Source organism: Rania fehmarnensis, assembly GCF_056494185.1.
On record NZ_CM151398.1, the window covers coordinates 4215989 to 4239531 of the forward strand.

Consider the following 23543-nt stretch of genomic DNA (forward strand, 5'->3'; position numbering starts at 1 on the left):
TTCACTAGCCATGTCGATCAAATGGAGGCTCGAGCGGGAGGACGAGTCCGGATGTCCTTTCCGGACAGTGTGTAAAATTTGGATCCTTGGGCTTTCAGAACGGGAGTCAACTTATGAAATACATGTTCCTGGTCTACAGCGCGGAAAGCTGCTGGACTGATGAGACTCGGCGTGGCTGCATGGTCGAGTCGATGCAAATCTGCGACGACCTGGCGGCGAAGGGAAAGTTGATCGCCGCTTCGCCATTGGAGTATGTGGCGTCAGCCGTTTGCGTGCGAGTGCGGAACGCCCAGACACAGGTCACAACCGGCCCATTCGCCGAAACAACTGAACAACTCGGCGGCTTTTACATCCTCGACTTGGATAACCTGGACGAAGCCATTGCAGTTGCGAGCTGTTTGCCGCCAGCCAAGAAGGGAACGATCGAGATTCGTCCAATTTTTGAGTTGAGTGAATTGCCCCCAGAGAGGTTCGAGCTGATTCATCTGCACGACGCTTCATTACGGCCCTATATTTTCTTGTGCTATGACGACGAAGAGTACTGGCGATCTGTCGGTCCCGAGGCACATCGCGCGGCTATGATGGAAGCCGTGGGCATTACGCGTGAACTTGAGGGGCGCGGCCAATTCATCAGCGCATCGCCTCTGCATCCCAGCTCGACGGCGACGTCCATTCGCATACGCCACGGACAACGCCACGTTTCCGACGGGCCGTTCGCGGAAACACGAGAAGTTCTCGGAGGCTACTACTTGATCCTGGCTGGCGATCAGCAGGAAGCAGTAAGTTTTGCTGCACGCCATCCGGGGAACCGCGTTGGCACAGTCGAAGTACGTCCGCTGTTCGACGTGTCAGGAATTCAGAAAACTTCGTAATCCACGACCATTGTTGTCGATTCGAGACCATTCGAATCGACTAGATAACAGCCACACGCCCGGCGAAACGTTCTTCGCTGAGCGTTTACAGACATTGGTTCCAACAGAAAGTGAAATCGTGATTAGCGCTATTACCCCTTATCTGTTTTTCTCCGGTCGCTGCGAAGAGGCACTGGAATTCTATCGCCAGGCACTTGGAGCGCAAGTTGAAATGGTAATGCGTTTCAATGAATCACCTGACCCCACGCCGCCTGGTATGCTTCAAGCCGGATTCGAGAACAAGGTCATGCATTCGTCGTTTACCGTCAACGGCATCCGAGTGATGGCTTCCGATGGCTGCGACGACAAATCCACCTTGCACGGTTTTCAGTTGGCCTTGAACGTGGACACGGAAGCTACCGCACACACAGTGTTTGACGCGCTGTCCGCAGGAGGCAACGTGCAAATGCCGCTCACCAAGACATTCTGGTCGCCTTGCTTCGGCATGGTGACAGACAAATTTAACGTCGTCTGGATGGTCATGATCCCCGGCGAAAATCCGTAGTCACCTCACGCTCCACATACGTCCACTGAAACATCACCACAAGCCAATAGAATCGAATTATGAAAGTCATAGTCTTTGTTAAAGCCACCGCCAGTTCCGAAGCGGGTGAGATGCCCAGCGAACAGTTGATGGCCGACATGGGAAAATACAACGAAGAGCTGGTCGCGGCCGGAATCATGAAGGCGGGCGAAGGACTTAAGCCCAGCAGTGCCGGGGCACGCATCCGGTTCAGCGGCGCGAACCGCTCGGTTATAGACGGGCCGTTCGCCGAGACAAAGGAACTTGTTGCCGGCTTCTGGATCTGGGAAGTCCGTTCGATGCAAGAAGCGATCGATTGGGTCAAACGCTGTCCCAATCCGATGAACGAAGAATCGGACATCGAGATTCGTCCCTGTTTCGGCATCGAAGACTTTGCCGAAGTCAATCCGACAGGCGAACTGATCGAGAAAGAAAAAGAACTCTACACTACCATCGAGAACATGTCGGGCGACGAAGCAGAGATCCGTCATATGATGCACGAGTGGTCCCGCGCGCTGGAAGCTAAGGACGCGGCTGGCCTGGTCAAAGACTACGCACCAGACGCCGTGCTATACGACGCAATTCCTCCGTATAAGATTGTTGGTGCGGATAGTATTCGACAAGTCTGGGAAAACTGCCTGCCTTTTTTTCCCGAGCAATTCCAATCAGAACACCGCGACATTCAGATTCACGTCGCGGGCGATACCGCCTTCGCTCACTGCATGCATCACTTTATCCCCACGCCTGCCGACCATCCCAGCGGCCAAACTTGGATGCGCGTGACGGTGGGTTATCGGAAAATCAATGGCAAGTGGAAAGTGATTCATGAACACGTCTCCATACCGTTCAATCCATTGAACAGCCAAGCGTGGTTTATAACCGATCCAAACAAGCTCGACATGCCCGACTATGGAAGTGCGAATTGACCGGCACGACTTCTGGACCAATCTCAGAATGTCGCACCTTCACGAAGGACCACTCTATGCCCCGGTATTTAATTTCGTTCGACGATGGCTCGATGGACCACATTTCCGAACTGGACCTGCCGTCCGTTGGCGATGCAGCACGTACCGTTGTCCGCCGGGCCAAAGCAGCGGGTGTCTGGATCTTCGGTTGTGGCATACGGCGCCAACAGGCGATCATCGTCGAATCTGACCACACCATCTCCGACGGCCCCTTTCCTGAGACCAAAGCGGTCCTCGGCGGGTTCTCGATCATCGAAGTCCCCACTCGTGATGATGCTCTGCAATGGGCTGGCCAGTTCGCCCAGGCGTGCCGCTGCGCCCAAGAGGTCCGTGAGATCCTCTACGATCCAGAGTCGTGATACTGGCGCTTTAGGGCCAATACACTGAGCTCGATGCCGACGCTGTGGAATCAGCGCGGGGAGCGGAAACGGAGCTACCCTCTGGCTATGTTTCCCAGTAAAATTTGAGATAGCAAACTGGGGCTTCATCAACCTGGAAGGCTGCAAGGGGAGTCACGCGAAGAGGAAATATGCAAGCCACCGAAGTCGAAATCGAATATCAGCGGCGCGTGGATGCCATGTCGATCAAAGAAAAAGTTGAGCGATCGGCTGCCATGCTCGCGTGGACTCGTCAGCAGATAGCGGCTCGAATTCGGAATGAATTTCCTGAGCTTACCGATGAACAACTAAAATGGCATGTCGCGCTGAAGCTGTATGAGTCGGAGCCTGCTGTCGTTGAAATGATACACGGTCGGTTGGCCAATGTTTCCGGTTGAAGCTTTCCAGCGCACGGTCGAGCAGTTCGTCTCGATCTTACGGCAACTCGAAATCCCATTTCATATTACTGGCGGATCAATCAGCTCTGCCTATGGCGAGCCCCGATTGACTCAAGATATTGATATCGTTGTTTCGCCAGAAGTTACCAAAAGACGGCTCGACGAATTAATCGATGCGCTTAGCCGATCAAACTTCTTGTACACAGCAGAAGTGATACGCCAGGGTGTCGTGCGGGAAGAGATGTTTCAGTTGCTTGATACAAGGGAGTCGTTGAAACTGGACATCTACCCACGAGAGTTGATTCCAGGAGAGCTAGGGCGATCAGAAACCGCTGAGCTTTTCGAGGGCGTTTATCTGCCGATTGTCTCTCGAATCGATGCGGCACTGTCTAAGCTCATTTGGATCGATAAAGGAAGCCATAGGAGCCGTCGCGATTTTCGGGGCATTTATCGGAATTGCAATTCAGATCAGCAGACCTCTATTCGTGAATCTGCTCACGCGCGGGGTTTGACAGCGCTGCTGGAGATTGTCCTCTCCGAATCGGACGATATACGATAGGAAAATACTCTATACGAGCACCTTGCCGTAACTTCCGTAGAGAAAACGAAAGCTCCCCGCGCGCAACCCTAATCGAAATGTTACGCGCGAGAGAGACCGATTGTCCGTTATTCGCCAGTTACTCGATGGCCAGTGTGAGAAGACGCTGGCCCACTTGGCGTGTGTTCAAGCTACCTCTTCTTATTCCGCCAGAAGGTATTTGAACCTGACTCGTCGACGTAGGCACCGCCCACGTTGTCGTCGAACTCATTAAAGGCAATGAAATTATCGACGCTGTCCGCTTCCAGAAACAACCCAAGACTTCCGTTGTCCTCGATTTCGTTATCGATAATCGCATTGTTGGTCGATTCACCCAGCAGCGCAATGCCTTCCAAGTAACTATCGCTGACCTCATTCTTGAAAATGCAGTTGTTGGTCGAGTCGACCAGCAGAATGCCTGCGCCTTCGTCATCGGCCGCAGCCTGGAAGCCATTATTGTAGACGTCGTTCTTCGAAACTTCGATAAATGAAGAGCTGAATAACGAAATACCGTTCAGGCCATTGCCGAAGACGTCGTTTTGGGAGATCTCGACATCTGTTGAGCCAGACAGTGAAATGCCATAGTACTCATTGTCGTAGACATCATTCTTAGTGACTTCAACATTGGAACTGGAGTCTACAAAGATACCTCCTTCGCTGTTGTCGTAGACCTTGTTCTTGTCGACCTCCACGTTCGTGGTATCGATTACCCAAATGCCGATTTGGTTGTCGAAGACTTTGTTCTTTGAAACCTCTGTCGGTCCTGCAAAATCGGTTATAAGGATTCCAGCTGTGCCGGCCACGAGTGGATCGGCGAAGTTGCCAGAGATTCTATTCTTCTCAATTTCAGCCGTGGCTTTATCGGAGATTTGGATGCCGTTTTGGCCAATTACACTTGTAAAACCGATACCGGTGATGACGTTATCTTCAATTTTCGCGTGCGCTTTGGCGCCGGCGACAATATCATCAACATCGACCAAACCCAGGCCAACGCTGACGACGATGCCGCCCTTCTGGTAGTCGGTGATCACGTTGTCTTCAATCACAGCGCTGGCGGTACCTGGTACATTTGGTTGCATCACCAGGATGCCAATGCCTTCCTGGTTACCGCTGAGCGGCTCGTTCCGAATCTTGGTAATCAAGTTGTTTTTGATCTTTGCCGAGCCTCCGTTGGAAACCTCGATGCCGGAAAACTCGGTGGCAGTGAAGGGCCCGCTGACCTCAAAGCCTTCGATCTTGACGTTGTGTGCTCCATCTACAAAGAAGATGAAATTGCCGTCGATGGCTGGCTTGACAATAGCTGCGAGCCTTTGGCTTGCTTTGATCTCCAGGTTGTCCTTGTCGATCGTAACGCTCTCGGTGTACGTACCTGGCAAAACTCGGATCTTGTCGCCTTCTTCTGCCGCGTCTACCGCTGCTTGGATCGTCGCAAAATCAGTCGGCACGAAAATTGTCGCCGACAGCACAGCGCGGGTTTCCAGGGATTCGAATCGCAGCCACTTCCGCTTGCCGCATCGATGACTTCGCTCTCGTCGATTCGGGATGGAGATTATCATGTCAGCTTGCTCCGGTGGGAGATGCAAAAAAAACAGTTACCAACAACACCAAAAGTGTAGTGGGGGCCTTAACGTTGTACAACTACCGACTGAGCTTTAGCTAGCACGAGCGCGCGTTGTCGGACATCCTTTGCTAAGGACTCGGACACGTCCAGAAGCTGCTGTCTGCGAAGCAAAGGTTCGCGCACGTTGAGAGTTGAATGTACTGCAGGCAGTTTGTTTGGAGGTGAATGGGAGGTAGCAGAAGTTCCATGCTTGAATGGTACGATACAGGCTGCTACGCTTGCATTCGATCGGTGTTGAGGCAACGTGGTCGATGGTTGTGTGAACAGATTATCATGGGAATTGGCCGTCGTGAATTTTTAAAACTGTGCGGTGCAGCAATCGCAACTGCGGCATCTCCCACCGCTGCGATCATGATCTCAGACAATCAGTATGTGAATCGGAGGCTGGGTATCGCCTTCGAAAAACCGGATGGTTGGCACTTCGCCAGCGTCCGGCAAATGGCGGATGTCAAAGCTGGTCAGATACTCGATTTTGATGACCCTGGGCTATCACAATTGATTGTTGACGCCACGGAGTTGCCGATACTAACTGTAACAAGAGAGCCGATGCACGCTGACTCCGACCGCTTTGAGCCAGGTGTCACTATTTTCTTGAATCGCCTTACTCCCAACGATGTTTTACGAGCAGCGGATACTCACTTACTTGATGTTGTCCTTCAGGACGATTGTGACTATTGCGCGGGTATCCTAAGGGACTTTGTGACAGTCTCTCCAAGATGGCAACTGAAGATTTCCGCTTGCGACGCGGCAGTTTACGACTCAACATTTACGTTCGAACACGAAAACATGCAGCCAACGCCCGTCCGCATGAAGACAATGGTAGTCGATCAACGAACGGCGTTTTATACGATTCGTATGTACGACGCGCCACAGCTGGGGACCAAGATGATCGTTGATTACTCAGCATTCATGACGAGCATCAGAATGGTGTAACTTGTTTCAGTGCCGCCTGCTAACGCTGCGCGGATAACGAAGGTTTCCATGGGTGGAGAGGCAAGGGCGGCGGAGCGTTGGCCAGTCTTTGTCTCGCTAAGTCTTCTTGGCACGAACGAGATCTTCATGGATTCACTCATTCTCTCGAGTGGCGTGATCGAACTCGAACTCGAACGAGAAGTTGCGCTACCGAAAAACTTCCTGCGTTCACGATTTAGGACTTAGAAGTAACTTCTCGGCCCAAACCGCAGCTTTGGCGTCGAGCGGTGGGCGCGGAGGAACTGTGTAATCGATGGAAGCATAGCGACCGCGTCGATAACAATCGTCCAGCAGCGGTTGCAATCGCAGCACGATATCAGCATCAGAAGGTCGAAGTGGAATTCGGAAATTCGGAACGGCTTGATCCATCGCGATCGGGATAATTTCCGCTTGTTCAGGACGTTGTACTCGACGGACACAAATGATGTACGGAGTCCGCATATCCCAAGGAATCCTATCCTCGGGAGCTGCGACGATGAAAGAGCCAGTGCGTATGAAGTCGATCTCAACCAGGTTGACACCCGCCGCGATATACTCCAGCTGCTTTCGACGGTAGGCATTTCTACCCGCGTCTTCTTTCTTGTTTGTTGGGCTGAGTAATTCGATCGCCGTAACAACTCGGTTACCACTATTAATGTCTACAATCTCGATGTGCCGCTGAGTTGGTTTTTCGTTTGGCAGCGGAATGATGGTCGGCTCGGTAATGGTGGCTTCTGCTATCGCGACACCTGCTCCAGGAGCTGTCTCCAGGCTTTCTACGACCTTCACGTCCGGGTAGATCCAGCGTGACGATTCATCCAAGTCCACGCAAACGCTCTCTTCAACACGCGCTTGCAAGTCTCCTGGCAACTGATCAGCAACTTGGTCACTGATATAAACCATGAGGCGAGTGTGGACATCACCCCAATGTTGTTCCAGATAGGGATCGATTCCTGGAAAGGGACTTTTCATCTTTCATTCAAACCTGTAACTGGTACGATGCGAATCTCCCCCTCAGTTTACTCGATGGGACTTAAATTCGCACAGGCCCATCGAAACGCCATGGCCGCACAGCCAGGCAACCGTAGAGCGAATATTCGCATGGTGCCATTGCATCGATTCGCAGGCTGCCCAAGCGCTTTCGTCTCCGTTGCGGACAAACCTGCAAATTGCCCGTAACTCAGAACCGGCATTGACCAACTACCGTTTACATGTGTAATCTGTGGCCACAAACTGAAGGAGGCTCACGTGCAAATATCGGATGCTGAGTGGGTTGTGATGAACTTGATTTGGAGTAGCTCTCCGATCGAAGCGGCGGAAGTGGTTGATCAAATTGCTGCCGACAATGGTTGGAGCGCGGCCACGGTAAAGACAATGCTTCATCGATTGGTTCGCAAAGGCGCGCTGGCAACTGAGACCAACGGCAAGAAGTATGTCTATACGCCTGCGGTTCGTAGAGACGCCTGTGTACGTCAAGCAAGTCGCTCGTTCCTCGAGCGCCTTTTCGGTGGCGACACGGTACGAGTTTTGTTCTCACTCCGAAAGCTGGCGATGACGACAGCGTCACCTTAGCCTTCAAAGTTACGGCAACTAGCATTGGTAAGGTCTCGCTTGCGAACTTGCCACTAAGATCCACGAACAACGCAGAACCTCTGTTCACGGTGCAAGTGCCAGCCAGGGAACAGTATGAAGTAAGCTCAGCGGTAAAGCTGGCTGCGGGTGAATCGGTGGTCGTGGCTATTCCTCGAGTATTCGATAACAAGCCAGGTGCCGATGCGGAGACCACGATGATCGTCGCATTGACGCCTCGGATCATCGACATGCAGGAACTATCCGATGCTCCCCGAGCAATAAAATAGTAGCGAGGACCGCTTGAATTGCTCGCAAGATCCCAGAATGATCAGACCATCTATGGCATCGGTGCGGCAACAAACATGTAGTGCTACATGAGGTGCGCGCCGAAGGCGGCGATGTCGACTTGCCCGGTATTCGATGCATCAACCCAATGCTTGCCCTACTCCTAGTCTGCCTGCGTGATGCTTGAGCAGGAGCAGGACTGCGGCACTACTTGCGCGACGCCAACCGGAGCCGGATGCGTTAACGGCGTACGTCCGGTTCTGCGAGGGGGCGACGTGCAATCGACGAAGCCCTACATTATGCTAAACTTGCAAGCAAGAGCTCGCTCTAATAACTCACTCCCAGTCGCTGACGGTGCTAAACTAATGGTCAAGTACTTGCCGCGATTGGGTGAGTCGGTAACGCAGAGACAAATCGATGGCTGGTCGCATTCTCGCAATTGGTGATGTTCACGGTTGTCACGCTGCTTTAAATGCGCTGCTGCAGATGATCTCTGCTAATTCAGCTGACACACTGGTCTTTCTTGGCGATCTGATTGACCGGGGACCATCCAGTAAGGAAGTCGTCGACCAAGTTTTGTTGCTTCGCACCCAATGCAGAGTTCTCGTGATTGACGGCAATCACGAGGAGATGATGCGTAACGCGATTTGTGGAAAGGGGATGTTCCAAGCGTGGCTGGATGCTGGCGGTACTGCAACTCTCGAATCGTACGGTGGGTCAATAGATGACATACCGGCAGATCACATTCGCTTGCTCGTTTCGACCATCCCCTATTTTGAAACGGAGTCGGAAATATTTGTTCATGCGTGCCTGGAACCGAGATTGTCACTGCCAAACCAAACATCCGACTTCTTGAGGTGGAAACACATCGGCGGTTGCGAACGGCCGCATCTATCCGGAAAGCGAGTTGTTTGCGGGCACACGACCCAGACGAGCGGAGTTCCCTTTGTTTTTAATGGGTGGGTGTGCATCGATACTTTTCCACACGGCGGCAAATGGCTTTCATGCCTCGATGTGCAGACCAATGTTGTCTATCAAGCTTCACAGGCAGGCGCAACTCGCGTGTTTCCACTTTCCATGTACGCCTGAGTCACACGCGTTAACTCTCCACTAGCCCTGTTAACCGAGAGCCAGAGACTAATGCTTGCTCGTGTTCGTTCCGGCATTGCGTAGCCGCCCTGCCGGTGCATCGTAAACGACTCTTGGGCTATTCGTTCTTGGGCGATTTGCGAAGAAACTCTGGCTCTATAAACTCTTGGATGTCCTTCTCTTCCTTAATGATCCACGAGCCTTGGTCACGTGTCCAATATTCGTAGAGCGTGGATCGCAACTTCGGATCTGTGATCTTGAACTTGCCAGCAGCCTCAAGGGATTCGAGCCACTTGAGGGTCGCATCGAAAGCCTCAACTCCGGCCTGCTGGAAGAGCAGGCGGCCACCACCATACTTTTTGTAAAGGTGTTGTTGGAACTTCCAGTTCTTCATTGTCCAGGCAGCATAGAATTCACCCGGCGGAAGTCGCATTCTCTCCACCGACTGCTTTTCGTTCAGCAGCTTCTTTCTTTCGTCCGCATTGAGTTCCGCCAGGGCGAGTTTCGCGTCAATCGCTTTCAGCAAATCGAGCAGTTCAGATTCCTGCTCCTTCATGCGCTCAGCGTGTTTCGCATCGTAGTATTTCCTTGCCGCAGAAATTTCAGGCGGCGTTGGCGTAATTTCCTTTTCGTGTTGACTGCGATACTCTGCAATGGCGGCAGCCGTGAAAAGGCGATGAAGTTCACCATCAAGGGTGACATTTTTTTCGGTGCGAATCTCGTCACGATACACCGGCTTACCCAGAGCCTCACCGATTTGTTCTCTGGTCTGTCTGTCGACGTCTTGTCCAGATACCGGTGCCACTGACTCCGCAATCAGAATGGCAATCAGCAAAGCGGCTAACGAGCCATGACTTGTAGGAATGATTGAATGGGTCGGCATGATTCATTTCTTTTATGAGTTGTTGAAGTCAGTGTCTAAGGCTAGGGCAACTGGCATGGCCTATGCTGGGTCATGCGCGACAGCTACGGGGGTTGTCGCTACACTTGTTCAAATCTTATTTTGGATTGTCGTACTTGCTCTTATATTGCAAGCAAGGGAGGTTACCTGGGTTCTCGGTAGTGCTATGACTTTTATACCAACCTTCACTGAGGCAGTTTCAGCGAAAGCAAGAACGCATGGATTCGAACACCGCAATTCGTTCGCTACGAAGCGCCACTGCTTCGCTTCTTAGCAGTTGAATTCTGCGATTTTCGTTCTGCGTCATCTCGTACGCGAAGTAGTGTGTTTGTCCAGTAGGCTTCATACTTGTTGATCCACCGCTCGAGGATGTCGCGAATAGGGGCTGCATTCAACGAGTTGACGCGAATCCGTCCTTCACTTCGTGTATTCACAAGTTTGGCGGATCGAAGCACATCCAGATGCTTCATGACTGCGAACCGCGAAAGCTCTGGGAAGCGTTCGACAATCGCTGTCGTTTGCTTCGGTCCGTCTCGCAGCAGGTCAAGTATCGCGCGGCGCGTCGGGTCTGACAACGCTTTCCATGTTTCGTCAGCATCATGCTTGTTCATTTCGACTGCTCGGCCAAACGTTTGGTCTGATCCAAGAGATACTGCCATCCCGGCTTAACTCGCGTCCGGTGATCTTCTTCCATTGGCCCTACCACTCGATGGCGCAAGTACAACTCCACGCCGCCAGCGACCTGCGTCAATCGAAACTGCATGTGGCTCGCTACGGGATAGGACATAAACATTGGACCGTGGAGTTCGAGTAGCGTTGGTGGCTTGATCACCTGCACAAATGCCCAAAAATGTCCCTGACCGGCACCCAGGTCGCGAAACCATCGGCCGCCTGGCCACTGCTCAAGAACCATCGGCATCGGCTTGTTGTCCGGTGTCGAGTTAGCATCCGTCAAGCGACTCAGCAATGCGCGGTAGGCATCTCCCAGAGCTGAGCTTATTGCTACAGACTGCTCGAGATCAAGTGAAAGCTCTATCTTGTGACTCATGTCGTTCGCTCCGGCGTGAATATGAGGTTGAAGGGGTTGACAAGTCAACGCAGTCTAAATACGTTACCCAAAGGTCACGTAATGTCAAGTGAGTAAATTACGGTGAACAGAATATAGATGCACGATAAATGAGGTGGAGCCGATGACCGTAAGTACAAAATCAGTCGAAGGTCGAAGAAAGGTTCGGTATGAATCCTACGATGATCTGCTTAGCGACGCTGAGCGAATTGCATCGATAGACTCCATTCAGACTCTCGGGAATTGGTCGCCGGGCCAGATCTTCAAACACTTGGCCGACGCTATCGAAAGTTCCATTGACGGAAGTGGTTTTGTGCTACCTTGGCCGATCCGAGTTATCTTTACGATGTTGATGAAGCGTAAATATTTGTACGATTCACTGCCGGCGGGGTTCAAAGCGCCTAATAGATTTCAACCGGGACCCATCGACACACGAGAAGCTCTGGGCGAATTGCGTAAGGCCGTTGACCGAATGAAGTCGGAGACCAATCGAGTGATGCATCCTGCTTTCGGTTATATCACGCGCGACGAATGGGACCAATTCAACTTGCGGCACTGCGAAATGCAAATGAGCTTCATAAAGGGATAGCCACAAATGAATCCTTCGTATTCCCCATCCAAGGTACTTCTCGGAACGATCGGGTATTTGCTGGTCACCTTTCCACTAGCTTTTGTTTGGCATCTGGTTCTATTCAAGGAAACTTACGATGGCCTGGGTAGCTACTCCCGTAAGGAACCCATCATCGCTTTTGGGTTTGGCGCCATACTGCTCCAGGGTATTTTGCTTTCACTTATTTATCCGCAACTCTGCAAGGGCAAGTCTTTGGTTGCCGGTGCGTTGAAATTTGCGATCCTCATCGGTGGCTACCATTGGACGGTTCATGTGCTAGCGGAAGCTGCCAAGCAATCCATCGAACCTCTTTCGACATGGTTTGCGTTGGAGACTACCTATCTCGCGATTCAATTTTTGCTCGGGGGCTTCCTGTTCGCATGGATTTATCGCAACCAGGAGAAACCGCAATGACCGAAGAAGACGAAGCCCTCGTTGGCCATATCCGACCTTTCATGAAGCGTCGCAAAGGCTACTCCGAGCAAAAGATGTTTGGAGGCTTGTGCTTTATGATTAACGGCAACATGTGTGTTGGGCCTTGGAAAGGCTCCCTCATCGTTCGACTTGCAAAGGAGGATCATGAAGTTACGCAATCTATGCCTCATGTTAAGCCGATGGATATCACCGGTAAAATCATGAAAGGCTGGGCACGAGTCGAGCCAGCGGGAATCCAATCGGACGCAAATTTGAAGTATTGGATAGAGGCGGCTGTCAAATTTGTTCAATCACTGCCGACTCGCTAAGCACGTGGACACATCCATCAGAGCAACTCCGAACAGCCACAACGATTTTTCACTTCTCACTGCCAGTCCTTTTCGCAGAGAGCGGGTGTGGCCATGATACGCTCTCCCAAGTCATGAATCGATAATTGCTTAGGTGGCCATGGTTTCACGGATAAGATGCTCAGATGACCTCGCGCCGCTGCCAGGTAGACTTTGTCGTCGCCCATTACTGGCGACGCATAAAAGGGGCCGCCGCCGGCCAGGCGCTCTTGAAATTCAATTTTGACTGTCTGTCCATTCAAGCCCGATACCATGCCACACCAGGGAGTTGGGCATTCTGGAACTCCGGAGGCTACTTGGCGCAGCGGTACTCGCACTCCTACTCGATGAACGAGCGCGCCGCCGCCGATAGCAGTCCTGTTTGGCCGATCGGGCGCGAGCGCATCTCTCACGTAAAGGAGCGAGGGCGCAAAGATACTTGCGTCAACTTCTTTGCGCCTTCGCGCCTTGGCGTGAGCGAGGCTGCCGAGTTTGCCCAGGCGTGCCGCTGCCCCCAGGAGGTCCGTGAGATCCTTTATGATACAGAATCGCAATTCTAGGCACGTGGCCAGAGTACAATTCGTGATTGAGGGCACCAATAGTGGCCAGAAGCAGGAATGAGATTGACTGGTTTTTTATGCTGCCATTCCTCGCGTGCGTTTGGCTAGACGTCTCTGGAGCGGTGTACGGACAAACGAGCGAAAAAGATTCGCAACCAGGAGTAACTCAATCGGCACCAACAGAAGAGATGCCGACGATTCGCGCTCGTTCGAAGAACCTGACTTTCATCGATGGATTGCACGCGAAGAAGAACTATTGGTACATCACGCCCGAAAGTCAGAATCCCGATCCGTACTACGTTGAGATTCCACTTTGGGCACACGATGTGACAATCGTCACGGATCTTGAGTCACTGACTCTCCCCGTGACATATGGGATGAGACGACCTTTCCGAATTATTTTTGAAGACGGAACGGAAGTTCGCAGAGAGATTCTTGCCGAATTCAAGGAGCTTGTTTCGTACCGCCGGGCCAATTCCAACTCAACCGACTCAATGGACAGAATTCCATTTACACTAGGTGACAATGACAAGATCTACCTGAAAGGTAGGATCAACGATGGATCGATCCTGAACATACAATTTGACCTCGGTGCCGGAGGGACGATTATCAAGGAGTCATCTACTTCGAAAATAGCGGCTACTTTTGACGAAACGATCACCCTTCAAAACTCCAGTGGCATCCAAAAAGTGCCATTGAGTCGAAACAATCAACTTGAGATTGGAGGATTGATTTGGAGCGGAGTGGATATTGCCGTAGCAGACAACATGACTCACCGTGAGGACATGATTGTCGGGAACTCACTTTTTCGCGATAAGGTAGTCGAGATTGATTACGACCAGATGACGTTGTCCATACACAGCTCACTCCCCAAACTCTCCAGTGATTGGCATCGAGAAGCGATCTTCTTGGACGGGTGCACCGTGCCCTTTGTCCGTGGAAAGATTGGCGTGGCCGATTCGGTAAAAGAGGGTTGGTTCATGCTGGACACTGGTGCCTACACAAGCATCCTGGCCCCCAGCCCATTGCATCGATTCAGCAAATTCGGTGATGAATTGACCCGCTTGGCAAGACCTCTCGTCCGAGGCGCGAAGGGTCCTGAAATTCATGTTGGCGGATTGGTTTTCACGAATACCAACTACAACGTCCATTCGCAAAAGGGGGACGATGACAGGATCGGACTCTTGGGAAACGATATTCTCAAGAGATTCAATTTGGTGCTGGATAATCAGAATGGTGTCGTTTACTTCCATTCGAATAGGAACTTGGACGCGCCCTATAGCAATCCGCAACGCGTCGTATTGCGCTTAGCTGCCACAGGCCTGATCTTGTTATCGGCAGCATTGTTTTGGCGGCGGAGACGGAGACTCAAGAAGCAAGCACGGACGTCCACTAGCCCTAGCTAAGTCGGAGGTGCAGGTACAAGAGCTTTTTTCCAAGTTCCTCGACATTTGCCTGTGACCAGTTAGCAAATACGCCAATACCAAGTTTTTTGTCCGGAAGCATCGCGACGTAGCAACGTGAGCCACCCGAGCCGCCGTTGTGCCAGATAATGTCCATCGCGTTCTCGGAATCAATATGCCAACCAAGTCCCATGGAGCGCTGGGGATGGTCTGTTGTGCCAGTTTTTCGAGTAGCAAGTAGCATGGCATCGCCCAGCGCCGGTACCTTTCCGTCCCAATGTGCGCGTATGTAAATGGCCATGTCGTGGGGCGTCGAAAGAAACGATCCTGCTCCTGCTAAGGTTGTGTCTTCCCATACCTCCACTTCGAGCTTACCATCATGAGGCTGCGCAATTCTGGATTTCTGTGTCGCTGTTAATGTCATACGAGTATCGTCCATACCGAGTGGACGGCAAATGCGATCCACGATTGCCGTCTCATAATCGCACTTCGCAACGTTTGATATGCATTGGCCGAGAACACCAAAACCGAGGTTTGAATACGCGTAGGTCCGACCTGGGTCAGATTGCAAGTCCAATTTGGCTAGCTCTTGATGCAGAAGTGGAACTGTGTAGTCAATGTACGGATTCTTCGGATTCGTGGCGGGCATGTTGTTAGGTAGTGATGGCATACCGGATGAATGAGTAGCGAGATGCTTGAGCGAGACTCTCGCTATAGGTGCGGTCGACAATTCGACAAGGTCTGGCAACAATTCTATGGCCCGCGTTTCGAGTTGAATCTCTCCACGGGTCACCAGATCTGCCAGAAATAGTCCAGTAAACGTCTTACCAACTGAGGCTAATTCAAAGATCGTGTCTTCACTGGGTGGATCACCGTTGGGCAAAGTTCCGAAGGAATAATATTTCTGTCGATCTCCCACAACGGCCACAATGGCTACACAGGCAACATTATTGTCGTGAAAACGTTTGCCCAACCGGCTTACATACGTACCGACTTCGGCGATGGATAGGGACGATGGCATTTGGCCGAGTTCGGCGAGAGGATTGAGAGCTTGTTCATTCACTACCGAATCATAGCACCACCAGAAGAAACCCATCGCCAAAACACCCAGAAGTGTTCCTGCAGCAAAGGCAAGCAGCCCGATCATTGCAAGTATCGCCTTAAGTTTGTTCAGATTCTGTAGTTCATTCGAGCCTCAACTCGCCCTGACACGTAGAGTGCCCTAATCCCGAAATGGACGTATCCACTTGCGTAGGGATAACTAGTGCGCCAAAGGTGACGTGGCGTGTGCTCCCATTGCTGGGCGCCAACGAGTAATATTACAGCAGGCCGGTCCAGAACACCAAACATTGTGGAGAATCATAATGTCGAATGTTGAAGCAGGGGTTGCGACTGGCATAAAAGAGAAGTTAATTCGGGGAGCAATGACTTGGGGCAACTCGACGCAAGCGAGCGGAACCAAGAGATGCGCGCAAGTCGCTGAAAGCGTCCGATGCCAAAGGGAAATCAATCCCGGCGACTTCGTTATACCAGGCGTTATTGCGACTAAAGTTGAAACAATGAAGTGGCTCCTTCTCATGCTCGCTGTTACATTAATCGGATGCCGCGATCCCAATCGCCCCGCGGCGTTTCAAGGCCAAGGACAGTTTCTGATAGCCCAGGATGAAATCCCTCCGCGAGCGATATCTATCGCAAACGCTCTCGAAGGTTTCCCTCGCGACCCTAATGAACGAGAATTTGAATCAATTCTTAGATCGTCGGGTTTGAAAAGAGAATCCGACTGGTTTAAGGACTTCGAACACCGGTGGTATTTCGACGACAAAATGGATGCAACAACTGAGGCAGGTGAAAGGGCCTATATGGTGACAGTATCCTATTACAAACGTCAAAACTCACGAGTGGCGATCCTAAATGCGGGCATTCACAAAACACTGTCGACAGCACCATGGCGCGAGGCCATCTGGCAGATCCAGTATTCAAAATGGTAGCGATAACCAACAAATGAAATAACGGGTTCAGGTCTCATTTACTGGCCGTCAACCAAGATAATCGGGCATATCCAGACCTGCCCCAGTTGATCAGCGACCTACTTGACCTTGCCCAGCAAGAAGTTAACCACGTGAGAAGTTTAGCGGACGCCCGCTGAGTCACGAAAATGAGACCTGACCCCGTATATTCAATGGTCGATTAATGAATACTTCCACTGCTTCCAGATGCTAGCTCGCACGCGGCGTCGCAGCCACATGTGGCAGACAAGAAGTTCCGCATTCAACTGACGACTTCGTCATTAGCAAGTGGCAAGTTCAGAACCCTCGTCTTTCCAACCTTCGATGCCACCAATCATTTCCTTGACTGGTAGCCCTAAGAGTGCGATCTTGATGGCTGCTTTGTTTGCGCCGTTGCAGTGAGGTCCCGCACAATACACGACAAAAATGCCACCTGTTGGCAATTGCGGAAGCGTCTCGGTACGTATCTGTGAATGCGGCAGATGAATGGCTGAGGGTACATGACCAGACTTAAACAGACTTTCCGATCGTACGTCCAGCAGTACAAAGTTCGCGACGTCGTTTGCAAGCGAATGATGCACATCCCAACAGTCAGGCCCAATTTATCAATCGGCCAATTACGCGTTGCGAAGATAGTCAGATTGGGTCATTGCTTCAGTGGATCTTGGCGCATCTGGCAGAAGAACATTCTGTCAAGTCGATGGCCAAGCGTGCCTGTATGAGCGAGCGCACATTTGCTCGTCGCTTTCGAGATCAAACCGGTACGACACCTGTACAATGGCTGGCGTTTGAACGAATAAAGGTGGCACAGCAGTTACTAGAAACAACTTCACTGAGCGTTGACCAGATTGCTACTCGATCTGGCTTCACCTCAGCACAGTTGCTTCGAATTCACTTTCGCAGAGCCACTGGGCGAACCCCCAACGCCTATCGATCATCGTTTCGACCCAAGCAGATAAATTGATTTTATGACTCCTGTCTCAACACCCTTGACTAGCGGCAGGCGAGCCTGCTGGAGCAGCCAATGGAATCGAAGTTGTAGTGGGGTAGGCTCATCAGCCACGACTGAATTCCACTCTGTTGACGATCCAACCCGATCCACCAACTGTATAGCGACAATTAAAAATCCTCAGTTTCGCCTCTCAGCGACAATTAGAATTCCCCGTGCTTAAGTGACGCTAGCAAAAGGATTTATGGCGTCCAGCGACAATTAGAATTCCCCGCGCGGTGGTGGGCGAGTTCAACTTATGGCAAGCAACTTTTTCACGGAGGCTTGCCATGAAAACGGATAGTCAGAAAGCACGAGTTCGTCGACTGTGCAATCAGGGACTGGGCATAACAGCTTGCGCAAGGAAGTGCAAAATGGATCGCAAAACAGTGTCGAGTATTCTCAATCAACAACAGCCGCCAGCGCCAAGAGAGCCGCGTACGTATCGAACGCGACATGATCCGCTGGCTCCGTTCTGGCTTGAGATTGAAGGCCTGCTCAAGCAGGATCCGAAGCTCAAACCATACATCCTCTTGGAAGAGATGTGTCGACGGCATCCAGATAGCTTCTCAGCCAAGTGGCAGCGCACGCTTGAGCGACGTGTGAACCTCTGGAAGGTCGAACAACAAGTCGAACAAGAAGTCTTCTTTGATCAAGAACATGAGCCAGGCGATGTGTTGGCAGTGGACTTCTCGAGCATGAACGAACTCGGTGTGATGATTGCCCATCAGCGCTTTGATCACATGGTCTTTCATGGCGTGTTAACATTCTCCAATTGGGAGTATGCCGAGGTCTGTCAATCGGAATCATTCGAAGCTTTGGCTGGTGGCATTCAACGTTGCTTCCAAGCGATCGGCGGAGTAACAATGCGCCTTCGTACTGACTCATTGTCAGCTGCGGTGAACAACCTGAGTACAGATCGTCACTTTCGTGCCAACTACAAGCGACTGCTGAGCCACTTCCAGGTCGAACCTCATCGCATTAACATTCGAGCGCCTGAAGAGAATGGAGATTGCGAGTCATCGCATGGACACTTTAAAGATTACATCGATCAAAGCCTTCGACTGCGCGGTGATCGAAGCTTCGAAAGCTTGGCGCAGTACAAAGCCTTTCTCACTAGATGTCTCCAGGCTCGCAACCACTCACGCGAAGATCAGTTTCGCGGAGAGCAATCAACCCTAGCAGCACTTCCTGCCACTGACTTCCCTTGCTATACACAGCTCGATTGTACGGTCAATCGAAACTCAATTATCACTGTAAAGCAGAATCGTTACTCGGTTCCAAGCTGCTTCATCGGTCGCCGAGTTAACGTGCGTGTGCATGCTGATCAAGTTGAGCTGTGGTACGCAAGCAAGAAACAACTAGCCATGCCTCGCATGATCGGAAAAGACAAGGAGTTCATCGACTTTCGGCATGTGATCGATTCACTGGTTCGCAAGCCAGGTGCATTCGCGCACTATCGTTACCGTGAGCACATGTATCCCTCTATCGAATTTCGACAGCTGTTCGACAAATTGGTTGAACGATTGAATGAACCTGCTGGTACCAGCGTCTACTTGCATGTGCTTCAGTGCGCCAAGCAGGAAGGATTGGCAGTGGCTGAATCAATCGCTCAGAAGATGATTGCCATGGACTGTACGCTCACTAAGAAGTCAGCGTTGGCCATGCTGAAGGATATTCAATCGATCGCTGTGTCGTCGGCCATTGAAGACTGTGAAGTCGAGATACCGGATCTCGATGATTTCGATTCTTTGCTTGAGCATAAGGAGGTGCTGGATGAATCACAACGAATCCTCGATCACGAAACCAACGGACCCTGCGACGAGGCAACTCGACCCATCTGCAATGGTTTCCCGTTTGAAGATGCTTCGCTTGCCAACGATGAGGACCAGTGCGATAACACTGGCCGAGCAAGCAGCCAAGGAGAACTGGAGCCACTTGGAGTATCTCAACGAGTTGACGATACTCGAATGCCAATCGCGATGGGAGAATCGAGTCTATCGAAGACTGAAGACGTCCCAACTGGAACGCAACAAGACTTGGGAGCAGATCAATTGGAATCGCCTTCCACTGCTCATTCGACAACGCATGGAAATACTTCGCACCGGCGAGTTCTTGAAAACTGCCAACAACGTTTTGATATTCGGCAGACCAGGTTCTGGGAAAACGTTGCTACTGAGCGCATTGGGAGATGCGCTCGTGAGATCGGGTCACACAGTGTGCTTTGCACCATGTGCGAAGTTAGTGCAACATCTGCTGGCTGCCAAACGAGACTTGAGACTGCCACAGATGTTATCACGGTTGATGAAGTTCTCTGCCTTGATCATCGACGACTTGGGCTATGTGCAACAGAGTCGCGAAGAGATGGAAGTGCTCTTCACACTCATCGCCGATCGCTACGAGAAAGCCAGTATCCTCTTGAGTTCGAACCTGCCGTTCTCGAAGTGGGAGAGCATCTTCAAAGACCCGATGACAACAGCCGCTGCCATCGATCGACTGGTGCACCACAGCATGATCCTCGAGCTCAATGTACCGAGCGCTCGATTGGAGGAAGCCAATCGACAACGAGAGGCCCAGAACCAACAGGCCTCTTCCTGATTCTCGACCTTTTCGACTGGGGAAATCTAATTGTCGCTAAAGAGGAAAACTAATTGTCGCCGAACAACCAACCGTGAAATCGTCATAGACGTTTAGTGATCCGAAATTCACCATTGATGAAGCGTATCGACCGATTCTCAAATCTTGCCAGGGCATAGCAGATAGAGATGAGCGAGTATGTCCCTGCAGAACTTCGCCGGCTGACTCATAAACGAGATAGTCAGCTAATTCGTCGTTTGTAATTGCCTGTCGTACTCTTTAAAAGCGGCTGCGAGCAACTCCGTTTCCGTAGCGGCGAGTTGCTTGATCGAAGACGCTTTTGATCTCGCCAGATCGTATTCGGACTTGGCTTTCTCGGTGTCGCCTTGCAACGCATGGACTCGGGAAAGCTCAAGCAAACAGAGCACCATCCGTGTTTCAGCGATCGGGTTTTCTTCCAAGCGCTCTAGTATAAACTCGCACCAACCGAACGCGTCTTTGTAGTCGTTCTCGGCAGCTTGATAGTTCTTCCTCGCCTCATGCCAGGCCGCTTGTTGGCGAAGCATATCAATCAAAAATATCTCGTATTCCAGTTGTTTGGGGAACGCTTTGTTTAGCTTCTGTAAAGCATAGACGCAGAAGGCCACGTCCTCCGCGTTGGTGACCATCCCTGGTTCCATGCACCGGATGTCCTCCGCAGCTTCGCGAAAACGTTTAGCACTAACGGCCAGTCTGGCGCGCCGCATACGCATCGCGCGAAAGACAACGTTATAGTCTTCGATCAACGGATACTGTTTACGAAGCGACTCAATAATGGTGATCGCCTTACCGACGTCGTCAATCGCCTGCCCCAATTCTCCCTTACGTTCACGTACTCTAGCGCGATCGTAGTAGGCCAAGGAAAGCCCGTAGAAGTAGCTGCTATCGGCCGGCTCTGCATCCGCTAGCTCTTGCAACAACGCGATGGCTCGGTCTGCATAGATGACGTCTCTGCCTGTTTCCTCCTTCGTAACGGACGAATTGCCCAGTAAGTCTCCGAGCGATCGATAGCATGAAGCAAGTGTCTTCTTGATACTTGGCTCGTCGGAATCGGCAATCAAGAGTTCTTCTAGCAATAGCCGTGAATCTTCAAAGGCACGAACAGACTCATTTAGCTGACCAGCGGCTTCGTAAGCGCCGGCGAGGGCATTCAGTAGATCTGCTTGGCTGTGTATCAGAGATGTGGATTCCTTGGAAGTCATGAGTTTCGTATCGGATCCGATTGACTCAAAGTATTTCAAGCCTCGCTTTGCGGTCAGAATCGATTTTTCGAAAAGCGAGTCATTCATCTGGAGCGGTACAAGAGCGCAACATGCCTGCGACAAACAATCCTGGTAGCTAGGATTGTTGTATTCGCTCAGCAATTCTTCGTACATATCAACAGCCTTCTCGAGGTGTTGCATGGCCTGTGGTGCTTGCGAGAGTTTCCAGTGAATTAGGCCGCTCTTCAGGTAAGCTTGAGCGCGGATGCCTTTGTTTTTTTCCGAATCATGCTGAAGGTCGGCGAATTGGAGGTATTGCTGTAACGAAGTATTTAGGAAGTTTCGATCGTTTTCGGACAACTCGGATTGGGCCGCCAACCGCGAGGCGGTTACATTATCAAACACCGATTGCAATGTAGCACTCGCCAACTCGTTCGCCTTTTCCAAGTCAGTATTCGCCTTTTCCAAGTCGGCCAGTGCCAGGCTCAACTTGGCGTTCCCTTCGGTCAATTCTCGGTTCTTCGAATTGACTAACGTGGAGGCGTAAAACAGGGACACAAATGCAACGGCAATCATTGCGAAAAGAGCCGCCAATGAAGGATGGCGACACGTCCATTTCCAATAGCGTTCCAGCAATCCTGTAGGGCGGGCAAAAATCGGCTTGCCATCAAGAAATCGCTGCAAATCATCAGCCAATTCGTAGGCGGTTTGGTAGCGTTTGGCGGGCTCCTTGCGCAAGCACTTCAAGCATATCGTCTCTAGGTCGCGTGGGATCTGGGTTTGTAGCCTAGATGGCGGAATGACCTCGGAGGATCGAACTTGCTGAATGGTTTCCATGACCGTGGCTGAATTGAAGGGAGGAGTCCCGGTCATCGCATCGTAAAGAATCGCCCCCAATGAATAAATGTCGCAGGTCGGTCCCAGGGTTCCAAGTTCAGAGTCGATCTGTTCGGGCGCCATGTAACTGGGCGTGCCGATCATGCCTTGAGTGGCTGTCCGTTCGATCGCACCTTCCAAAAATTTGGCCAATCCAAAGTCGGCGATTTTCGGCTCGCAGCGTATTGACAATTGTTTGCTGTCGAACATCGCTAATGGAGTAATCGACGGTACCTCGATCGCTTGGCTTCGATCACTTGGCGTGAGCAAGATATTAGCAGGCTTTAAGTCGCGATGGACCACCGATTGGTTATGCGCGTAATGTACGGCGCGTGCGAGTGTCTCCACGATTTTGGCTGCCGTTGTAGGCAACAACGGTCTTTCCTGTGTGGCTTGTGCCAACGTCCCTCCCGAGACCAACTCCATCGAAAAGTAGGGAACGCCCAAATTGGAACCCACTTCGTAGACTTGCACTATATTGGGATGTTGCAGCTTAGCCACCAGTTCTGCTTCGTTGTTGAATCTGGCAACTGCGGCCGGATTCAAACTCGACAACATATTGAGCGTCTTGACTGCCACTAAGCGATTGAGTCGCCGTTGACGTGCTCGATAGACGACTCCCATACCGCCGTGGCCGATAACCTCCAACAGTTCGTAGTCGCCCAATTGGTCAAACGGAACTCTCCGTTCAATACTCTCCCCTTGCCAGTTTTCCGGGGCGTTGTCAATCGTCGAGTCCGCTGGAGACGGAGTAGCGGTTTGATTTCGAAAGACCTCGTCAATACTCAGGATTTTCCGCAAGTCAGCCTGATAGTCAGGAAAGCGAACTTGGAGCTCATCGAGGGAAATCGGTCGAGCTGCCTCTTGGCTGAGCACGTATTCCAGATAGATCAGCTCCAGGACAGCCTCCCGCTGACCGTTCAGTTCGGGAAAATCTGCCAGTACCGACTCGCAATTCTTGGATTCACGCAAGGCATGTCGACGCTGAAGCTCTGCGATGGCCTGCAACAATGAAGCTCTAACATCTGATGGTATCGCCGCCGACATTGGGAACCTCGTCTCACTTCACGACTTCCAAGTACGGGATCTACAGCCAGGCGCAAGACGCATTAAAACACGCTGACTTGCGTGCCCATTAAATTCCATAATGGGACAAGTTTGTTACATTTTAGCTACCATTTCGGAGAAGTTGTTTCGAGCGATCAATAAAACCACGGAGGCTCGCCTACATGGCTCGAGCTATTGTCCCCGATTCTTGATTTTTCCGCAAATTCAGCGCGTGATT

At 51.5% G+C, this 23543-nt stretch carries 26 protein-coding genes and 1 pseudogene; 18 read left to right on the forward strand and 9 right to left on the reverse strand.

What is annotated here, in order from left to right:
- The first annotated feature begins 113 nt into the window (after window positions 1-113).
- The 6 genes from SH573x_RS14175 (at window position 114) to SH573x_RS14200 (ending at window position 3733) form a co-directional block, all read left to right on the forward strand.
- Window positions 114-872, forward strand: a complete 759-nt coding sequence (locus tag SH573x_RS14175; protein WP_479356052.1) for a YciI family protein — start codon at window positions 114-116, stop codon at window positions 870-872.
- Between the two features lie 13 nt (window positions 873-885).
- Entirely contained in the window at window positions 886-1416 is a 531-nt protein-coding gene (locus SH573x_RS14180) for a VOC family protein (protein ID WP_479356054.1), read from the forward strand.
- Window positions 1417-1475: 59 nt separating this feature from the next.
- Entirely contained in the window at window positions 1476-2360 is an 885-nt protein-coding gene (locus tag SH573x_RS14185; protein ID WP_479356056.1) for an SgcJ/EcaC family oxidoreductase, read from the forward strand.
- Window positions 2361-2416: 56 nt separating this feature from the next.
- Window positions 2417-2758, forward strand: coding sequence for a YciI family protein (locus SH573x_RS14190; RefSeq protein WP_479356057.1), 342 nt, complete (start codon window positions 2417-2419; stop codon window positions 2756-2758).
- A 170-nt stretch (window positions 2759-2928) separates the two neighbouring features.
- Entirely contained in the window at window positions 2929-3174 is a 246-nt protein-coding gene (locus SH573x_RS14195; RefSeq protein ID WP_479356059.1) for a hypothetical protein, read from the forward strand.
- Window positions 3161-3733 carry a nucleotidyl transferase AbiEii/AbiGii toxin family protein gene (locus SH573x_RS14200; protein ID WP_479356060.1) on the forward strand — a complete coding sequence of 191 codons (573 nt, stop codon included), beginning with the start codon at window positions 3161-3163 and terminating at the stop codon, window positions 3731-3733. The genes SH573x_RS14195 and SH573x_RS14200 overlap by 14 nt, the downstream gene beginning before the upstream one ends.
- A 170-nt stretch (window positions 3734-3903) precedes the next feature.
- Here SH573x_RS14200 and SH573x_RS14205 read toward each other — a convergent pair whose 3' ends face one another.
- Window positions 3904-5307, reverse strand: a complete 1404-nt coding sequence (locus SH573x_RS14205) for a right-handed parallel beta-helix repeat-containing protein (RefSeq protein WP_479356062.1) — start codon at window positions 5305-5307, stop codon at window positions 3904-3906.
- A 338-nt stretch (window positions 5308-5645) separates the two neighbouring features.
- Here SH573x_RS14205 and SH573x_RS14210 point away from each other — a divergent pair, with 338 nt between their 5' ends.
- Window positions 5646-6305: a hypothetical protein gene (locus SH573x_RS14210; RefSeq protein ID WP_479356064.1), complete on the forward strand. Its 660-nt coding sequence runs from the start codon at window positions 5646-5648 to the stop codon at window positions 6303-6305.
- 207 nt (window positions 6306-6512) lie between these two features.
- Here SH573x_RS14210 and SH573x_RS14215 read toward each other — a convergent pair whose 3' ends face one another.
- Window positions 6513-7295 (reverse strand): DUF4058 family protein, encoded by a 783-nt coding sequence (locus tag SH573x_RS14215; RefSeq protein ID WP_479356065.1) that lies wholly within the window; start codon window positions 7293-7295, stop codon window positions 6513-6515.
- A gap of 276 nt (window positions 7296-7571) precedes the next feature.
- Here SH573x_RS14215 and SH573x_RS14220 point away from each other — a divergent pair, with 276 nt between their 5' ends.
- The 3 genes from SH573x_RS14220 to SH573x_RS14230 all read left to right on the forward strand — a co-directional run bounded on the left by SH573x_RS14220 (window position 7572) and on the right by SH573x_RS14230 (window position 9269).
- The gene (locus tag SH573x_RS14220; RefSeq protein WP_479356067.1) at window positions 7572-7895 is read left to right on the forward strand and encodes a BlaI/MecI/CopY family transcriptional regulator; all 324 of its coding nucleotides are present in this window, start codon (window positions 7572-7574) and stop codon (window positions 7893-7895) included.
- Between the two features lie 47 nt (window positions 7896-7942).
- Window positions 7943-8182 (forward strand): hypothetical protein, encoded by a 240-nt coding sequence (locus SH573x_RS14225; RefSeq protein ID WP_479356069.1) that lies wholly within the window; start codon window positions 7943-7945, stop codon window positions 8180-8182.
- Window positions 8183-8597: 415 nt separating this feature from the next.
- Window positions 8598-9269, forward strand: coding sequence for a metallophosphoesterase family protein (locus SH573x_RS14230; protein WP_479356071.1), 672 nt, complete (start codon window positions 8598-8600; stop codon window positions 9267-9269).
- Between the two features lie 118 nt (window positions 9270-9387).
- On the opposite strand, the gene SH573x_RS14235 is transcribed toward SH573x_RS14230, so the two are convergent.
- The 3 genes from SH573x_RS14235 to SH573x_RS14245 form a co-directional block, all read right to left on the reverse strand.
- Complete coding sequence (locus tag SH573x_RS14235; RefSeq protein ID WP_479356073.1) at window positions 9388-10152, reverse strand: hypothetical protein; 765 nt, start codon at window positions 10150-10152, stop codon at window positions 9388-9390.
- Window positions 10153-10415: 263 nt separating this feature from the next.
- Complete coding sequence (locus tag SH573x_RS14240) at window positions 10416-10781, reverse strand: ArsR/SmtB family transcription factor (RefSeq protein ID WP_479356075.1); 366 nt, start codon at window positions 10779-10781, stop codon at window positions 10416-10418.
- Window positions 10778-11218: an SRPBCC family protein gene (locus tag SH573x_RS14245; protein WP_479356076.1), complete on the reverse strand. Its 441-nt coding sequence runs from the start codon at window positions 11216-11218 to the stop codon at window positions 10778-10780. The genes SH573x_RS14240 and SH573x_RS14245 overlap by 4 nt, the downstream gene beginning before the upstream one ends.
- A gap of 142 nt (window positions 11219-11360) precedes the next feature.
- Here SH573x_RS14245 and SH573x_RS14250 point away from each other — a divergent pair, with 142 nt between their 5' ends.
- Genes SH573x_RS14250 through SH573x_RS14260 form a run of 3 tightly spaced genes read left to right on the forward strand, consistent with a single transcriptional unit; the run spans window position 11361 to window position 12589 of the window.
- On the forward strand, window positions 11361-11825 hold the full coding sequence (locus SH573x_RS14250) for a DUF1569 domain-containing protein (RefSeq protein WP_479356078.1): 465 nt from the start codon (window positions 11361-11363) through the stop codon (window positions 11823-11825).
- A gap of 6 nt (window positions 11826-11831) precedes the next feature.
- Window positions 11832-12260 (forward strand): hypothetical protein, encoded by a 429-nt coding sequence (locus SH573x_RS14255; RefSeq protein ID WP_479356079.1) that lies wholly within the window; start codon window positions 11832-11834, stop codon window positions 12258-12260.
- Entirely contained in the window at window positions 12257-12589 is a 333-nt protein-coding gene (locus tag SH573x_RS14260) for a TfoX/Sxy family protein (RefSeq protein WP_479356081.1), read from the forward strand. Before SH573x_RS14255 ends, SH573x_RS14260 begins: the two co-directional genes overlap by 4 nt.
- 56 nt (window positions 12590-12645) lie before the next feature.
- Here the strand turns inward: SH573x_RS14260 and SH573x_RS14265 are convergent, their stop codons facing one another.
- Window positions 12646-12945, reverse strand: a complete 300-nt coding sequence (locus tag SH573x_RS14265; protein ID WP_479356082.1) for a hypothetical protein — start codon at window positions 12943-12945, stop codon at window positions 12646-12648.
- Window positions 12946-13403: 458 nt separating this feature from the next.
- Here SH573x_RS14265 and SH573x_RS14270 point away from each other — a divergent pair, with 458 nt between their 5' ends.
- Entirely contained in the window at window positions 13404-14573 is a 1170-nt protein-coding gene (locus tag SH573x_RS14270; protein WP_479356084.1) for an aspartyl protease family protein, read from the forward strand.
- Here SH573x_RS14270 and SH573x_RS14275 read toward each other — a convergent pair.
- The gene (locus SH573x_RS14275) at window positions 14566-15717 is read right to left on the reverse strand and encodes a serine hydrolase domain-containing protein (protein ID WP_479356085.1); all 1152 of its coding nucleotides are present in this window, start codon (window positions 15715-15717) and stop codon (window positions 14566-14568) included. The two genes, SH573x_RS14270 and SH573x_RS14275, sit on opposite strands and share 8 nt — an antisense overlap.
- Before the next feature lie 217 nt (window positions 15718-15934).
- Between SH573x_RS14275 and SH573x_RS14280 the strand changes: the two genes are divergently transcribed.
- Window positions 15935-16558, forward strand: coding sequence for a hypothetical protein (locus SH573x_RS14280; RefSeq protein ID WP_479356087.1), 624 nt, complete (start codon window positions 15935-15937; stop codon window positions 16556-16558).
- Between the two features lie 299 nt (window positions 16559-16857).
- Here SH573x_RS14280 and SH573x_RS14285 read toward each other — a convergent pair whose 3' ends face one another.
- Window positions 16858-17157 carry a rhodanese-like domain-containing protein gene (locus SH573x_RS14285; RefSeq protein WP_479356089.1) on the reverse strand — a complete coding sequence of 100 codons (300 nt, stop codon included), beginning with the start codon at window positions 17155-17157 and terminating at the stop codon, window positions 16858-16860.
- An 83-nt stretch (window positions 17158-17240) separates the two neighbouring features.
- Here SH573x_RS14285 and SH573x_RS14290 point away from each other — a divergent pair, with 83 nt between their 5' ends.
- The 3 genes and pseudogenes from SH573x_RS14290 (at window position 17241) to istB (ending at window position 20162) form a co-directional block, all read left to right on the forward strand.
- Complete coding sequence (locus SH573x_RS14290; protein WP_479356727.1) at window positions 17241-17540, forward strand: helix-turn-helix domain-containing protein; 300 nt, start codon at window positions 17241-17243, stop codon at window positions 17538-17540.
- Window positions 17541-17854: 314 nt separating this feature from the next.
- Window positions 17855-18907: pseudogene (istA, locus tag SH573x_RS14295) on the forward strand (IS21 family transposase); the annotation flags it as partial.
- A 538-nt stretch (window positions 18908-19445) separates the two neighbouring features.
- On the forward strand, window positions 19446-20162 hold the full coding sequence (gene istB, locus SH573x_RS14300) for an IS21-like element helper ATPase IstB (RefSeq protein WP_479356729.1): 717 nt from the start codon (window positions 19446-19448) through the stop codon (window positions 20160-20162).
- Window positions 20163-20386: 224 nt separating this feature from the next.
- On the opposite strand, the gene SH573x_RS14305 is transcribed toward istB, so the two are convergent.
- Complete coding sequence (locus SH573x_RS14305) at window positions 20387-23305, reverse strand: protein kinase domain-containing protein (protein ID WP_479356091.1); 2919 nt, start codon at window positions 23303-23305, stop codon at window positions 20387-20389.
- Window positions 23306-23543 lie beyond the last annotated feature (238 nt).